This is a genomic window from Acidovorax sp. NN32, assembly GCF_057597245.1.
Genome location: NZ_CP199679.1, coordinates 3,965,306 through 3,980,631 on the forward strand (window position 1 = coordinate 3,965,306; position 15,326 = coordinate 3,980,631).

General features: G+C 63.2%; 14 protein-coding genes. 7 read left to right on the top strand and 7 right to left on the bottom strand.

Features of this window, described 5'->3' with window-relative positions; genetic code table 11:
• Window positions 1–3: 3 nt before the first annotated feature.
• The 7 genes from ACT89O_RS18265 to ACT89O_RS18295 all read right to left on the bottom strand — a co-directional run bounded on the left by ACT89O_RS18265 (window position 4) and on the right by ACT89O_RS18295 (window position 5,399).
• Window positions 4–603 (bottom strand): hypothetical protein, encoded by a 600-nt coding sequence (locus tag ACT89O_RS18265; protein WP_487260793.1) that lies wholly within the window; start codon window positions 601–603, stop codon window positions 4–6.
• 10 nt (window positions 604–613) lie between these two features.
• Window positions 614–1,435 (bottom strand): GTPase, encoded by an 822-nt coding sequence (locus tag ACT89O_RS18270; RefSeq protein ID WP_487260794.1) that lies wholly within the window; start codon window positions 1,433–1,435, stop codon window positions 614–616.
• 416 nt (window positions 1,436–1,851) lie between these two features.
• On the bottom strand, window positions 1,852–2,184 hold the full coding sequence (locus ACT89O_RS18275) for an SHOCT domain-containing protein (RefSeq protein WP_116749259.1): 333 nt from the start codon (window positions 2,182–2,184) through the stop codon (window positions 1,852–1,854).
• Window positions 2,185–2,240: 56 nt separating this feature from the next.
• Window positions 2,241–3,098, bottom strand: a complete 858-nt coding sequence (locus ACT89O_RS18280; protein ID WP_487260795.1) for a helix-turn-helix transcriptional regulator — start codon at window positions 3,096–3,098, stop codon at window positions 2,241–2,243.
• A 398-nt stretch (window positions 3,099–3,496) separates the two neighbouring features.
• On the bottom strand, window positions 3,497–4,486 hold the full coding sequence (locus ACT89O_RS18285; RefSeq protein WP_487260796.1) for a hypothetical protein: 990 nt from the start codon (window positions 4,484–4,486) through the stop codon (window positions 3,497–3,499).
• Between the two features lie 4 nt (window positions 4,487–4,490).
• Window positions 4,491–4,835: a hypothetical protein gene (locus ACT89O_RS18290; RefSeq protein WP_116749262.1), complete on the bottom strand. Its 345-nt coding sequence runs from the start codon at window positions 4,833–4,835 to the stop codon at window positions 4,491–4,493.
• 12 nt (window positions 4,836–4,847) lie between these two features.
• The gene (locus ACT89O_RS18295) at window positions 4,848–5,399 is read right to left on the bottom strand and encodes a TM2 domain-containing protein (protein ID WP_116749263.1); all 552 of its coding nucleotides are present in this window, start codon (window positions 5,397–5,399) and stop codon (window positions 4,848–4,850) included.
• A 244-nt stretch (window positions 5,400–5,643) separates the two neighbouring features.
• Between ACT89O_RS18295 and pbpC the strand changes: the two genes are divergently transcribed.
• The 7 genes from pbpC to ACT89O_RS18330 all read left to right on the top strand — a co-directional run bounded on the left by pbpC (window position 5,644) and on the right by ACT89O_RS18330 (window position 15,282).
• Window positions 5,644–7,986, top strand: coding sequence for a penicillin-binding protein 1C (gene pbpC / locus ACT89O_RS18300; RefSeq protein ID WP_487260797.1), 2,343 nt, complete (start codon window positions 5,644–5,646; stop codon window positions 7,984–7,986).
• Between the two features lie 84 nt (window positions 7,987–8,070).
• Window positions 8,071–10,356, top strand: a complete 2,286-nt coding sequence (locus ACT89O_RS18305; RefSeq protein WP_055400615.1) for a bifunctional diguanylate cyclase/phosphodiesterase — start codon at window positions 8,071–8,073, stop codon at window positions 10,354–10,356.
• A gap of 240 nt (window positions 10,357–10,596) precedes the next feature.
• Window positions 10,597–11,760 (top strand): alpha-hydroxy acid oxidase, encoded by a 1,164-nt coding sequence (locus tag ACT89O_RS18310; RefSeq protein ID WP_055400613.1) that lies wholly within the window; start codon window positions 10,597–10,599, stop codon window positions 11,758–11,760.
• 148 nt (window positions 11,761–11,908) lie between these two features.
• On the top strand, window positions 11,909–12,484 hold the full coding sequence (locus tag ACT89O_RS18315; protein ID WP_121420810.1) for an RNA polymerase sigma factor: 576 nt from the start codon (window positions 11,909–11,911) through the stop codon (window positions 12,482–12,484).
• A gap of 16 nt (window positions 12,485–12,500) precedes the next feature.
• On the top strand, window positions 12,501–13,292 hold the full coding sequence (locus tag ACT89O_RS18320) for an anti-sigma factor (RefSeq protein WP_121420811.1): 792 nt from the start codon (window positions 12,501–12,503) through the stop codon (window positions 13,290–13,292).
• Between the two features lie 168 nt (window positions 13,293–13,460).
• Window positions 13,461–15,014 (top strand): DUF4331 domain-containing protein, encoded by a 1,554-nt coding sequence (locus tag ACT89O_RS18325; RefSeq protein WP_218300516.1) that lies wholly within the window; start codon window positions 13,461–13,463, stop codon window positions 15,012–15,014.
• 16 nt (window positions 15,015–15,030) lie between these two features.
• A complete protein-coding gene (locus ACT89O_RS18330) occupies window positions 15,031–15,282 on the top strand; it encodes a hypothetical protein (protein WP_487260798.1) in 252 nt (83 codons plus the stop codon).
• Window positions 15,283–15,326: the final 44 nt, after the last annotated feature.

A 15,326-nucleotide genomic window follows, 5' to 3' on the forward strand; every position in this document is an offset into this window, starting at 1 on the left:
TTTTTATGTGTGGGTTGATGCAGTTTCGTTCCCCAGCTTCTGGAGCTGGGTCTTGATTTTTTTCAGTGTTTCGATGCTGTCATCGATGCGTTCAACCCGTTCTTCCTTTTTTCTCAATGCCGCTCCGTATTGAAATGCTGGTTTGTATAGTTCAGAAAATATGGCTAGGTTTTCAATGGTTTTTTGGTGCGATGCCCTCTTGGTGAGAATCGTCTCTAGGCTGTCAATGGTGGCGAGGAGATCGGCGTCTCTTATGGATGCCTCTTCCATATCAAATTGCATGCTGCGTTTTTTCAAGTCGAAATCCAGCGCAAAGGCGTCGCGCGAGCTGACTTTTACGAAGTCAGAAGGCAGCGCCTGCGCCAGGTTTTTGCCAAATACTTGACCTTCTTTCTGAAAGTCTTCGTGCGCGGCCTCCAGCTTTTGCGTGCGCTCACGCTCTTTGCGCTCTTTGTCTGCGGCCTCCTTGCGGCGACGCTCTGCGTCATCGCTGTCGCTAGAACTGCCTGAATTGCTGGATTTGTCGTCGTCGCTGAGGGCGTAGGCGGCAACTGCTGCGGCTGCGGCTGCGACAAGGCCACCAATCAGAAAAGGAATTGGCATAGGAGTCTCCTTAAATCTTCTTGAAATTGGATGCGCTCTCGCTCAGGAAAGCCTGTAGCTGCTCCATCTGCGCATTGAAATGGCAGAACTGTTCGCTGATGTCTTGCTGTATGGCGGCTTTCTCATCGCGCAGCTCTTGCGTCAGGGTGTCTATTTCGACCAACAGCGTCTCGATACTCGTGGCCAGTTTGTTCTGACGTGCCTGGCGGATTTTGGGGGTTGTTCTTTTCAGATGCTGCGCCAGTGCGTCGATATGACTGGCCTGAATCAGTCCATCTTTTTGTTGACTGATACCTGTTTTGTAGCGGGTGTTTGATACCTGAAAGGTGGTGAAGACGGTGCCCAACTTCTCTTGGCACTGTTTCTGGATTTCCTTGTCGATGGCATCTATTTTGGATTCGGGCTCTTTGTCGATCTTGCTGATGACGATGACGACGCTGTTCTGGGCAGATTTTCCGAAGCTATCTTTCAATTGACGCAGAAAAGCCAGTTCACGCGGATCCAGTTCACCCTGTGGTTGATGAACGAAAAGCACGATATCGGCCTCAGCGATGCCTTGCTGCGCAATGGCATCGTCTTGGGCGTTGGCATCCAGACCTGGAGTGTCCAGGTAAATGTATTGCTCGGTTTCCAGCGTTTTGTTGGCGGTGGTTTCACGCTGATCGGCAGTTTTGAAATATTCCTGATCAATTTGCTGGGTGAGCATGTTGAGCAAATAACTTTTGCCCGCATTCATGAGCCCGCAGACTGCAATGACCGGTTTACTGGGCGTTGAATGCGCAACCAGCGCAATACTCGCTGAGCGGTTTTTAATGTCGAGAATTTTTTTCATGAACTATTTAGGCAGAGGTTCAGGTTTTCTACAAAGAATTTCTTTGAACTCTTGAAACTCTTGGCTCAGCGTTTTCTTGTCATTTCGATCAGCACACAGGCGGCTGACCACAAAATCCTGGGTATGGGGAAAGGTTGATGGGCGGGTTCGACGGCCGTGCCGTCACAAACAGTGCACCCCGCCGCCCAAACAACGTCCGAATTCCCGGGAATCCATTGCGTGCTCCCGCATTTCGCGCACCGAAGGCGCATGGGGCCGGTGGGAACTGGCATTTATTTCCTCCTTTTCTCGGTTTTGGTGTGTATCACTATTGATCCGACGCGGTTTATTCCAGAGTATCGAAAGCGATGTCACTCAGCTTGCCCTGAGCTTGGGCTACCTCAGCCCGAAGGGGCTCATGAATAAATTCCGCCGGATCAATAGCGCTGCCGCGCAGTGGTCTTGGTACCGACCAGCAGGCATTGCTTCATGCCATCGAACTCTTCCTGCGTCAGGGCGCCCTGCTGATATAGCGTGAAGAGTTCGCGCAGCACCTCTATGCTGTGTTGGAGGGGTGAAGAAGCCTCGGTAGCTTTCACCGTGACCGGGGATTGCGAGTTGGGTGAGGATGGCGCCGCTGGTGCGCTGTCGTTTGCCCCTTCGGTCAGCCGCGAGATCCCGTGCTGAATAACCTGCACCCCTGCCGAAATCCCATACAGCACACAGCCAATGGCGAACAGCCCCAGCAGAAAAAGAATGAATTGGCCCATGGTGCTTGCTCCTTGTTCGGTTCAGTCAATCAATGTGTGAATGGGGTTGGTTCGGCTCAGTCGCCCCACTTAGCCATCGCCTGCCGTAGCCCCTCCACCAGCGCTGCATGCCACTCCACTGGCTTGACGATCCGCACATTCGGCAGCCAAAACCGCACGACCGGCAGCAACTGATTCACATGGTTGATATGGGTTGTCACCAGCAGCGAGCCATCGGCATCTGCCCGGTGCTGCTGCTGGGGCAGCAACTGGCGACGGGCGAAGTAGTGGGCGGCCTCGGGCGCCACGCGCAGCAGCACTTCGGTGGTGCTTTCGGTAAACCACACGTCGTCCTTGGTGTTGATGTAGTCCAGGTGCTTAGGCTTGGGTGCAAAGCGGCTGGTTTCATTGACCCGTAGCGCTTCGATCAGCGCCACGCTGAAGTTTTTGAGCCGTCCGGCTTCTTCAGCGGCCAGGTACCACACACCGTTCTTGTGGATGAGCCGGTACGGTTGAGCGTGGCGCGGCGTGCCCTTGTAAGTAAAGTGGCATTCGCGGTGCTGCTCCACGGCAGTTTGCAGTTGGGCGAATGCCGGGCCTTGCGCGCGCAGGTCTTCGTGCGGTATGGGTTGCACATGCGTGGCACGGCGGGGTTCGGGGGTATCGAGCTGTTCCAGCAGGTACGGCAGGCTGCGGTCTGGAAACAGTTGCGCGGTGCCCGCCATGCGGGTGTAGTCGTGCAGGTGCCGGGCCGGGATGGTGCTGCGTTGTTGAGGGACCAGCTGCCAGCGCCCGTCGGCGGTGTGTTCAACGATGCCGTGCAGGCGGTCAGACAGGTCGCGCTCGATGGTGCGCACGCTGACCTTGTATTTCTCGGCGAGCCAGCGCTTGTCGATGTCATCGCCTTGGTGCAGTAGCGCCAGAATTTTTGACAAGCGCAGGGCGAGTTTGGTGACCGTGGGGCCTCTGGTGGATTTTGGCTTTGACTCAGGCAGTGGCTTGGCGGCGGGCATGTATTTGGGCTGGGCGGTAGTGTTGCGACAGAAGGCTGGTTGCAGGGCGCGACACGCCGTGTCGCGGCGCGAGGTGAATCTTTCTGTCGGTATTTGTAACGCAATGCGTCTTTGCATTCTGCCCGCATATTTTTGAAAGTCACGACACGCTTGCGCATGCGTGAAAAGAGCAGGGATGGAGTCATTCCGATGCGCGTGCAGTTGAAGTGTTGACGAACATGGTGCGGCACGCATCGGAGCAAAAGTGTCGGAAGGATTTTTCAAAAATTAGCCTGTAGCACTTTCTGGATAAGCGCTGGTAGCTATGCTTTTGGGGTATTTCAGTTTCGTACAGATATCTCATGCACCTGCCCCTGGCGCAGCACGAAACGATGCAGCTGCATGTGGGCGCGCCGTTGTTCCTCCTCGGGTTCGAACGGGCCGCGTGAGCCATTCATCGTGACGATTGGTTCGTGCGAGCCGCCGTGGCCTTCGTCGATTGCGATGGTGGCGATGTTGGTGCAGGTGCCGAACTCCGGTGTCACCCCGATGCCCTGGGGCGACAGGGTTGCGAAGCGGTAGAGCGCGGGGCACGCGGTGCCTCCGGTGTCCTGCAACAGCACGATGTCCTGCCCCTCCAGCTCGAAGTGCGCCACGATGTGGAGGGCCGAATTGCCTTGTACTGGTTCAGCAGCGGCTGGCGACGGGACGGGCGTGGATGCCTGTGTCTGGGGCGGCGTGCGTCCTAGCAGAGCGAGCAGCTTTCCGCGTACTTGGCTCCACCAACCTTGCCACCATGCTCTGACGTGCTCCAGCAGTGTGAGCGGGGCATTGTTGGGTACCGGGCTGGCTTGTGGTGCAGGCCCGGCGGTTTGGGGCTGGCTGGCCAGCACGGGGCGGTCATTGAACAGCAGCAGGTGTTCTTCAGTAATGGCAAGTTGCCCGTGGCGGGTGCTGAGTTGGCGCTCGCTCATGGGCAGGCTGGGCTGCATGTAGGCGTTAGTCGCCTGCGTGATGAGCCACCAGCCGGAAGGTTGGATGCTAAATGGCAGTTGTCCGGTCAGGCTTTCAGGCGGCTCAACGCTGCTGGCGCCTTCGGCGACGCAGTGCAAACCGGGCAGGCAGTGGGCAAGGATGGCCTTCCCGGCTTGAGAGGCGTTGGCGAAGACTTGGCCGATCAGGTCGCCCGATTCGGGGCTTACGGCCCACAGCACAGAGTGGACTGGGCCGCGTTCGAGCGTGCCTTCCAGCGTTTCAGCCCGAGCACTGGGGCACCCCAAGGCCAGGGCCAGCGCCGCAACCTGTGGAATGAAGGGATGGAGAAGTTTCATGGGTTCAGCTTTCCAGGAGTGCGCCGAGCAGAAAGATCAGCACGGTACCGATCAGCCCTGTGGAGGCGAACACGGTGCCAAGCACACCGAAAAGCTTGCTGCGCCCCGCTTGCACCAGGGCGGCGATTCCAAGTCCCAGTGCCAGGACGTGGGCCAGTGCCGTCAGCGCCAGTAAGAGACCCACCAGGACGGCTCCGGCGGATTCCTCGTCCATGCCGCCGGGTTGGGATTCGATGACGCCCGCAATGCCGAGAAGAACGACCAGCGCAGCGCCCGCCGCCAGGCTGATGATGAAAGATGCGATGCCCAGCCCCGAATGGGGCCGAGTGGGGATGACGTTGTAGTGCATGGTGGCCCCGGCTTACCAGAAGAAGGCGAAGGGGCCGGGCCGTGCGGCCTGATAAGCGAGTACCTTGGCGTCGAACTCGACATCGCTCATCCAGATGTAGCGGATGCTTTCCACCACGATGAACGCGAAGGCGGCAAAGTACAGCAAGCCGCCCAGCGGTGGCACCAGCGCGAACAAGATGCCGATGACCATGGGCACGCCCAGCAGTTGCACCAGCCCCCAACCCCAAGCACCCATGTAGAAGCGGTGTGCACCGAAGAAGCCCAAGAACAGGGCGAGCAAAGTGACCACGGGTTTACGCTTCGGCCGCAGTGCTAGCGGCGGGCCGGACGGTGGCGCGGGAATGGGGGCCGCTGGAGCAGCGGTTGGCATGGGGTCGGGCAGGGCAAGTTGCACCTGGCGCGGACGGTTTTCGGAGTCAAGCATGAAGCTCACGGCCATGCCACGGTCCGGCGGCACGACGTCCTGCCAGTCGCTGATGTGAAAGAGAATGCGCCGCCCGTCTTCTGTGACGATTGCGCCTGCTTCCTTTTGTTCGTTGAAAACAAGAATCTGTCCTCTCATGCTGCGTCCTTTGGGATTGGTATTTGTTTTGGCCTTCGGGCTCTGTCCAGCAAGCCCAAGCAGCTCCTATTTTTGATAGTCGATGCTTGTTGATGTCGCTGTGAACGAGACTTTAAAAAGCCGGTGCGACAGGGTGTGTCGATGCGTGGCTGCGTTGCGTCGAAATGCCCCGGTGAACACAGGGGGCCATGAGCCACCGCACACCTCCGCGCATTGAGCCCCTTGGCGTCTGCTACAAACCGGAGTGGCCTTTCTTCATTCCTCATTCGTTTTATGTAGTCGTGCACGGGCCATCGTCCTGGCGCTGGCAGCTTGCGCGCCTGCGGCCTGGGCGCTGCCAGTCTTCGACGAAGTGCGCGCCGACTTCCGCCCCTCCGACACCCTCATCCTCTCCCGCGAAGGCGAGGTACTGCAGCGCCTGCGCACCGACACCATCGTGCGGCGCGGCCAGTGGGTGCCGTTGGCCGATGTGTCGCCCGCGCTGCGCACGGCCCTGGTGCTCAGCGAGGACAAACGCTTTTTTGAACACAGCGGGGTGGACTGGCGCGCCGCATCGGCCGCTGCCTGGGGCAACCTGTGGAACCAGCGCACGCGCGGGGCCAGCACCATCACCATGCAGCTGGCGGGTTTGCTGGACGGTGACTGGCGCCAGGGCCCTGGCGGGCGCACCGTGGTGCAAAAGCTGGGGCAGACGGTGGCCGCACAGGTGCTGGACCGGCGCTGGCGCAAAGACCAGATCCTGGAGGCCTACCTCAACCTCGTGCCGTTTCGCAGCGAGCTGGTTGGCATTGATGCCCTGAGCCGCACGCTGTTTGGCAAGGCCGCGCACGGGCTGGACGACCGCGAGGCGGCAGTGGCTGCTGCGTTGGTGCGCGCGCCCAATGCCCGGCCCGCGCTGGTGGCGCAACGGGCGTGCGGGGTGCTGCGCGATATGCAGGCCACCAGCGGCGCGCGCCCCGCGCAGCGCGCCACCCCAGCCCCGGCCCGTGGGGATTGCGATGCGCTGGACCTCTTCACCACCGCCGCCCTGCAGCGCCGCGCATTTGATGCGAGCGAAGGCGTGGCGCCGCACTTCGCCCGCTACCTGCTTCGCCAGCGCTCTGGCAAAGACGGCGCCGTGCCCGAGCGTGTGCCCAGCACCCTGCGCGCGCCGCTGCAGCGTTTTGCCGTGCAGAGCCTGCAGCAGCACCTGCGCGAGCTGCGCGGGCGCAATGTGGAAGACGGCGCCGTGCTGGTGCTCGACAACGCCACGGGCGCGGTGCTGGCCTGGGTGGGGTCTTCAGGGCAACTGAGCCAGGCCAGCGAGGTCGATGGTGTGCTGGCGCTGCGCCAGCCGGGCTCCACGCTCAAGCCGTTTTTGTATGCGCAGGCGATTGCCGAGCGGCGCCTCACGGCGGCCTCGCTGGTAGAGGACTCGCCCGCGCAGATCACCACTGCCAGTGGCCTGTATATCCCGCAGAACTACGACCGGCAGTTCAAGGGCTGGGTGTCGGTGCGCACGGCGCTGGCGGCATCGCTCAACGTGCCGGCGGTGCGCACGCTGGTGATGGTCACGCCCGACGCATTCCACCGCCAGCTCGGCGCCGTGGGCTTGCCGCTGCGCGAAAGCGGCGATTATTTTGGCTACAGCCTGGCGCTGGGCAGCCCCGAGGTGCCGCTGCTGCACCTGACCAACGCCTTCCGCACGCTCGCCAACGGTGGACGGTCGAGTGCTGTAGCGCTCTCGGATGTTGCCAAGCCGCGCTTTGCCCCTGCGCTGGACGCCCGTGCCGCCTTCATCGTGGGCGACATCCTCTCAGACGGCAATGCACGCGCCCGCACCTTTGGCACCGACAGCGTGCTGGCCACCCGCTTCTGGACGGCCGTGAAAACCGGCACCAGCAAGGACATGCGCGACAACTGGGCCGTGGGCTGGTCCGAGCGCTACACCGTGGGTGTGTGGGTGGGCAACGCCAGCGGCGCGGCCATGCACGACGTGAGCGGTACCAGCGGCGCGGCCCCAATCTGGTCGGCGGTGATGGGTTTTTTGCATGCCCGCGAGCCCAGCCGCGCCCCCAAGGCCCCCCTAGGCCTGGCCCGCACAGCGGTGCAATTTGGGCCCGTGGCGCAGCAGCCCGGCAGCCCGGACCCACGCGGCGGCGGCCAGCCGCTGGAGGCCGCGCGGGACGAATGGTTTGTGCAGGGCACCCAGCAGGCGTTTTTTGCTATTGATTCTGTAGCTATTAGCGCTTATCCATCAAGCGCCAGCGGCCAAAATGATGCTAAAAAATCTGCGCCCGATGCGGCCGCATCTCCTGCGGGTCTGCCCCCGCGCATCACCGCCCCCGCCCCGGGCACCATCATTGCGCTGGACCCCGACATCCCCCCGGCGCGCCAGCGCCTGCAGTTCACCGCCACGGGCAACGCGGTGCAGTGGCGGCTGGATGGCAAAACCCTGGGCCGAGGCCCTCGGGTGGCCTGGTTGCCCTGGCCCGGGCGCCATGTGGTCCAGCTCACCGACGCGCAGGGCAAGGTGCTGGACGAGGTCCGTTTGGAGGTGCGCGGCGCAGGTGTGGTGGCCCAGCCTCTCCGGGCAGGTGCGCATTGACGCTGACAAGTCCGAGGAATACGGTGTGACTTGGGGCCAAGTCCCTGTTAAGGCGGCTGTTTAAAATAGTTACAAACTATCCCTATGCCCTCCCTTCGCCAGTTTTTCTCTCACCGCCTCATATGGCTGGCTTTGCTGGTGGCTCTGGGCATTGGTGCCTTGTTTGCCCGCACCATCTGGACCATTCGCAACGACGAATGGAGCTACGCGGTGCAGACCAACTCCAACCTGGCCCGCACCATGGAGCAGGGCCTGGCCTGGTCGCTGGACTCGTTCGACAAATCCCTGGAGGGCGTGGCCCGCGAGGTGGCGCGGCCCGAGGTATGGGCGCTGCCACCCGACCTGCGTGCGCGGGTGGTGTTTGACAACTCGCTGCGTGCGCGCGGCGCGGGCGATGTGCTGGTGCTGGACGCTCAGGGCAACGTCATTCTGGACTCGGGCTCCCTGACCCCTCGCCGCACCAACTTGGGCGACCGCGACTACTTTCTGGCATTCAGTGAGCGGGGCGAGCGGGAGCTGTTCTTCGGCAAGCCCGTGCCTTCACGGGTGACAGGTCTGAACATCCTTCCCATTTCTCGTCCGTACTTCCATGCAGACGGAAGCTTTGCCGGGGTGGTGGTCGGCGCTATCCGCCTGAGTTATTTCAACGAACTGTTTGGTTCGCTGGACCTGGGCTCCAACAGCGGGGTCAACATGTTTCGGCGGGACGGGGTGGTGATCTCCCGCTTTCCGTATGGTGATGCTGATGTCGGCAAAACCATCGCTGGTACGCCTAACCTGCTGCGTTTTCAGGCCGAGGGCACAGGCTCTTTTGTCGGTAAGGCCGCGCTCGACGGCGTGGAGCGTTTGTACTCCTTCCGGCCTGTGGGCAACTACCCCCTGATTCTGAACGTGGCCCAGTCCACCGACACCATCTTGGCCAAGTGGAGGAGCAGTGCCTGGGTCCTGGGTGGTTTTGCTGCGCTGTTGATGGCTGGCTGCCTTGGGTTAGCGCTGCTGTTCGTGCGTGAGCTGGTGCTGCGCCAGCAGGTTTCGGCGCGTTTGGCCGAGGCTGAGCATGACCTGCGCACCATCCTCGACAACGTGCCTTCGATGATTGCCTACTGGGATGCCAGTATGCACAACCGCTTTGCCAACCGGGCGGCACTCGAGGAGTTCGGCACCTACCCGGTGCCTGTGCGCGGCCGGCATATCAGCGAGCTGCTCAGCGAATCCCGCTACGCGGCCAGCAAGCCCTACTACGACCTGGCGTTGGCGGGTGCACCGCAGCGCTTTGAACGTACGGACCAGAACCCGAAAGGCCAGCCGCGGCACAGTATCGTCTCCTACCTGCCCGACGCAGACGCGCGCGGCGTGGTCACCGGGCTCTTCGTGCAAGTGACGGATATTACCGAGCGCAAGCACATGGAGAACGAGCTGTTCGACGAGAAAGAGCGCGTGCGCCTGATGCTGCAAGCCATTGGCGACGCAGTGGTCTGCTCGGACGCGAAGGGCATGGTGACCTACCTCAACCCCGTGGCAGAACGCCTGACGGGCTGGCAGGCGTTTGATGCAGCAGGCCACACTGTGGACGAGGTGGTGAGCCTGCGCAGCCCTGACAACGATGAGCCTTTGACCAACACGCTGCGTGCGGCCATCCAGTGCGGCATGGCGACTCCCCCCGTGCGGGGTGTGCTGTTGCACCGCACCAATGGCCAGCGCTTCCAGGTGGAGGAAACCGCCAGCCCCATCACCGACCGCCATGGCACGGTGACCGGCGCCGTGGCCGTACTGCGCGACGTGACCGAATCGGTGGTCATGGCCGAGCGCATGGCCCACCTGGCCCAGTACGACGCACTGACCGACCTGCCCAACCGCGTGCTGCTGCAAGACCGCGCCCAGCTGGCCATCTCGCAGGCCCGCCGCGACGGCAAGTGCCTGGCCGTGATGTACCTGGATCTGGACGGCTTCAAGGACGTGAACGATACCCTGGGCCACGATGTGGGCGACCTGCTGCTGGTGCAGTTTGCGCAGCGCCTGAAGGCTGCCGTGCGCGCGTCCGACACCGTGTGCCGCCAGGGCGGGGATGAGTTTGTGGTGCTGCTGCCGGGGCTGGACGGCGCCGAGGCCGCCTGCCAAGTGGCGCGCAAGATCCTTGCGTCGTGCGACGCGCCCTTCGCGCTGGCGGGGCGTTTTCTGCAGGTGGGGCTGAGCGGCGGCATTGCGCTCTTCCCCCAGCACGGCGATACGTTCGATGCGCTCTCGCGCCATGCCGACAGCGCCATGTACGCCGCCAAACGCGGCGGGCGCATGCGCTTCATGCTCTACCGGGGCCCGGACGCCGAGCCCGAGGTGGTGTTGGCCGCTGTGGAGGCTGGGCAGGATCCATAAGCCGCCAGAGTTCTGGCGTGGGATTTTGCTATAACATTTATAGCTATCAGCGCTTTCCAAATAAGCGCTAGCAGCCAATTTCTTTGAAGTTCTTGCCCCTCCAAGGCCCCCGCTCTCCCACCGCCTTGGAAATTTGTTGCAGCCCGCACAAATAATTTTGATGGCCCACCCGCAGGCAAGTGCCTACCATTCGGCGCAGTCCTGTCTGCCCCCTGTGCAACCCCTTTCTGGAGTGTCCGCGTGCCCGATCTGTCCAAAATCACCTGCATTGAAGACCTGCGTGTCATTGCCCAGCGCCGTGTGCCGCGCATGTTTTATGACTACGCCGATTCGGGTTCGTACACCGAGGGCACCTACCGCGCCAACGAAAGCGACTTTCAGCGCATCAAGCTGCGCCAGCGCGTGGCCGTGAACATGGAGGGCCGCAGCACCCGCACCACCATGGTCGGCCAGGACGTGGCCATGCCCGTGGCCATTGCGCCCACGGGTCTCACCGGCATGCAGCATGCCGACGGCGAGATCCTGGGTGCCAAGGCGGCCAAGGCCTTCGGCATCCCGTTCACGCTCTCGACCATGAGCATCTGCTCCATCGAAGACGTGGCGCAGCACACGGGCAACCACCCGTTCTGGTTCCAGGTGTACGTGATGCGTGACCGCGATTTCATCGAACGCCTGATCGACCGCGCCAAGGCCGCCAACTGCTCGGCACTGCAGCTCACGCTGGACCTGCAGATCCTGGGCCAGCGCCACAAGGACATCAAGAACGGCCTGTCGGCCCCGCCCCGCCCCACCGTCGCCAACCTCATCAACCTGGCCACCAAGCCGCGCTGGTGCCTGGGCATGCTGGGAACGCCGCGCCGCAGCTTTGGCAACATCGTGGGCCATGCCAAGGGCGTGGGCGATTTGTCGTCGCTGTCGTCGTGGACGGCCGAACAGTTCGATCCGCAGCTCAACTGGGGCGATGTGGAGTGGATCAAGAAGCGCTGGGGCGGCAAGCTGATCTTGAAGGGCATCATGGACGCCGAAGACGCGCGCCTGGCCGTCAACAGCGGCGCCGATGCGCTCATCGTCAGCAACCATGGCGGCCGCCAGCTCGATGGCGCCCCATCCTCCATCGCCGCGCTGCCCGGCATTGCCGCTGCGGCGGGCAAGGACATCGAGGTGTGGATGGACGGCGGCATCCGCAGCGGGCAGGACGTGCTCAAGGCCCGCGCGCTGGGCGCGCAGGGCACGCTGATCGGCCGCAGCTTCCTGTATGGCCTGGGGGCCTTTGGTGAGGCAGGCGTGACCCGCGCGCTGCAGATCATCCAGAAGGAGCTGGACATCACCATGGCGTTCTGCGGCCACACCAACATCAACACGGTGGACCGCTCCATTCTGTTGCCAGGCACCTATCCGACCTGAGTCTTGCCGACTCGCCCTTGCAAAGGCCGCGCTGCGGCCTTTGTTGTTTCTGGCTTCCGGGTGAATCCATCCTCCCTTTTGTGGCGTATTCAGCTACAGCAAAGCCCCGCAAGTCCTTGAAACCCGATCCATCCCAGAGAATGGGCGCATGAGCACCCCCCAACCAGACCGTGAACTGATGGAACTCCTTGACCGCATCGCCGCGCAGGAAGACTCTGCGCTCAAAAGGCTGTACGAGCGTACCTCGTCGCCGCTTTTTGGCCTGGCCTTGCGCATTGTGCGCAACCGCGATGTGGCCGAGGACGTGCTGCAGGAGGCCTTCCTGAGCATCTGGCGCGGCGCCGGCAACTACCGCGCATCACTCAGCCCGCCCATGGCGTGGATGGGGCTCATCGTGCGCAGCCGGGCGCTGGATGCGCTGCGCAAGCGCAGCAGCGACCGGGCCGACCTGATGAACGAGCTGGACGACGAGCTGGCCCAGACGCTGGAGGGCGATTCGCCCAACCCCATGGACACGGCCGATGCCAGCGAGCAGTCGTTTGCGCTGCACCACTGCCTGGGCAAGCTCGACCACAAACAACGCGAGGTGGTCAGCCTGGCCTATCTGCGTGACCAGAGTCACGGCGAACTGGCCGAGCAGCTCAAGTTGCCGCTGGGCACCGTGAAGACCTGGATCCGCCGGGGGCTGGAGCAACTGCGCACCTGCATGGCGCGTTACGCCTGAGCACGGAAGGTCCACCATGAACATCACCCAACACCCCGACCTGCTCGACCGCCTGGCCGCCAGCTATGCCCTGGGCACGCTGCGCGGCGGCGCCCGCCGCCGCTTTGAAACACTGGCACGCGAACACGCCACCGTGCGCGCCGCCGCCCTGGTGTGGCAGACCCGCTGGTCGGGCCTGACCGAGCTGCAACCTGCCATCGACCCCGCCCCCGCCGTGTGGACCCGCATCGACAACCTCGTGCAGGCCGACAAGGCTGCGGCGGCCATGCAGGCTGCGCGTGTGCCCCCGGCTGCTGCGGCCCCCGGTGGCTGGTGGCGCAACCTGCTGGTGTGGCGCGGTGCTGCCGCTGCGGGGGCCATCGCCACACTGGCTGCCGTGGTGGTCGGCGTGCAGGTCAATGGTGGCCTGCGTGCCACCACCGGCGCGCAGATTGCCACGCTGCAGCAGCAACTGCAGGCCACACCCCAGATCCAGTACGTGGCCGTGCTGGCCGACGACAAGGCGGACGCGTCGATGCTGGTCACCTTCGACCCCAAGAACAACCAGCTGGTGCTGCAGCGCGTGGGCGGCTTTCAGGAGGGGGCGGACAAGTCGCTGCAACTGTGGGCGCTGCCACCCGGCCAGGGCCCACGCTCGCTCGGTGTGCTGGGGCATGACAAGCTGCTCAAGCTGGTGGCCCAGGAAGGTGATGTGAAGGAAGTGCCCACACTGGCCATCAGCCTGGAGCCGCTGGGCGGCGTACCCAGCGCCACAGGCCCGACCGGGCCGGTGCTGTTCAAGGGTGCACTGATCCGCAAGGCCACCTGAACGGCACGCAGCGGGCTACTGCATGGGATTGCCGCGTGGGGTTGCCGCATGGGGCGCCGGGACGCCTCCCACAAAGAATCGTCGCAGCCGCTGAATCCAGAGGGTTCTCTTCGCCGTATAGGTGGTGGGGTGCTTGGCACCTCTCTATCCACCTACGAGGAGATCTCCATGCCATTGAGAAGAATCAGTCTGGCCGTGCTGGCTGCCCTGGCGGCCAGCGCAGCGGGCGTCAGCCTGGCGTCCAGCCACCGCGAAGCACCGTTCATCACGACCCAGCCCAAGGTTGACGGCGCCGATTTCTACCTGTTCAACAGCTACGAACCGGGCCGCGCGGGCTTTGTCACCATGATCGCCAACTACCTGCCGCTGCAGGATGCCTATGGCGGCCCCAACTACTTCAGCCTGGACCCGAATGCGCTGTATGAGATCCACATCGACAACAACGGCGACGCGGCGGAGGACATCACCTTCCAGTTCCGCTTCAAAAACACGCTGAACAACGGTGGCAACGGCATCACCCTCGACATCGGCCCTGACGGTGCCCGCAAGAAGGTAGCGATCCCGCTGCGCAACGCCGGGGGCATCAGCGGCGCGGCGGCCGACCCGCTGGCCTACCGCGAAGAGTACGAGATGTTCATCGTGCGCGGTGACCGCCGCACCGGCAAGCGCGAGCAGATCAGCATGGCTGGCGGGGGCACCACCTTCACCAAGCCCATCGATTACATCGGAGAAAAATCCCTGGGCAATGCCGCTGCCTACGACGCCTATGCCAGCAAATATGTGTATGGCATCAACATCCCCGGCTGTTCCACGCCCGGCAAGGTGTTTGTGGGCCAGCGGCAGGACCCGTTCCCTGTGTCGCTGGGCACCATCTTTGACCTGGTGAATGCGCCCGCTGCGGTCATCACCAGCGAGTCGAATGCAGCGGCTTTTGGTGCCGGCCAGATTGCCGACAAGAACGTGACCTCGCTGTCAGTGGAAGTGCCCACCAGTTGCCTCACGGCTGCATCGGGCGAGAAGGTCATTGGCGGCTGGACCACTGCCAGCCTGCGCCAGGCCCGCCTGCTCAACGGCAAGCCGGACTCGGGCCTGCAGGCCAGCGAGAAGGCCGGTGGCGCATGGACGCAGGTCTCGCGCCTGGGCATGCCGCTGGTCAACGAGGTGGTGATCGGCCTGAAAGACAAGGACAAGTTCAACGCGTCCAAGCCCAAGGACGATGCCGCCAACTTTGCGGACTATGTGACACACCCCACGCTGCCCGCGCTGGTCGAGACGCTGTTTGGCGCCAAGGCCCCCACCAACTTCCCGCGCACTGATTTGATGACGGCGTTCCTCACGGGCCTGCCCACTGTGAACCGCCCCGGAAACATCACCGGCCTGGGCGCAGGCGGGCCCCTGGCCGAAATGCTGCGCCTGAACACCGGCATTGCGGCCACGCCAGTGGCTGCACAAAGCTCCCTGGGCGTGGTCGCCGGCGATGCGGCAGGCTTCCCCAACGGGCGCCGCCTGGGCGACGATGTGGTGGACGTCTCCCTGCGTGTGGCCATGGGTGCGCTGTGCACGGTGACCGGTGCCTCGGACGCACTCAAGGTGGGCTGCAAGCCCGGTGACGCCCCGGCAGGAGGCGTTGCATTTGTCGATGGCTCGCGCACGAAAGCCACCGACTACCGCACAGCCTTCCCCTACGTGAACCCACCGCTGCCCGGTGCCAAGAACTTCTGATCCGAAGGAGCCAACCATGCAAAAGAACCTTCGGATTCAGCACCTGGCGCTCACCTCGGTGGTGGCATTGGCCATCACCGGCTGCGGCGGGGGCGGAGGCGGCGACAACACGGCAGACCCTGGCAATGGGGGCCCCGTGATGGTGAACGCGTTCGCTTACGTGCAGCCCATTGTGGCCAGCGGCGCGTCGGACACCACCGAGCCTCAGGCGGTGGACCAGCTGGTGCTGTCCAGCACCGAGACCGAAGAGCCCGATTCGCGGCTCTGACCTTCGCGCGATGCCCCTGGCAGCGCCCTGAATGGGCGTAGCCA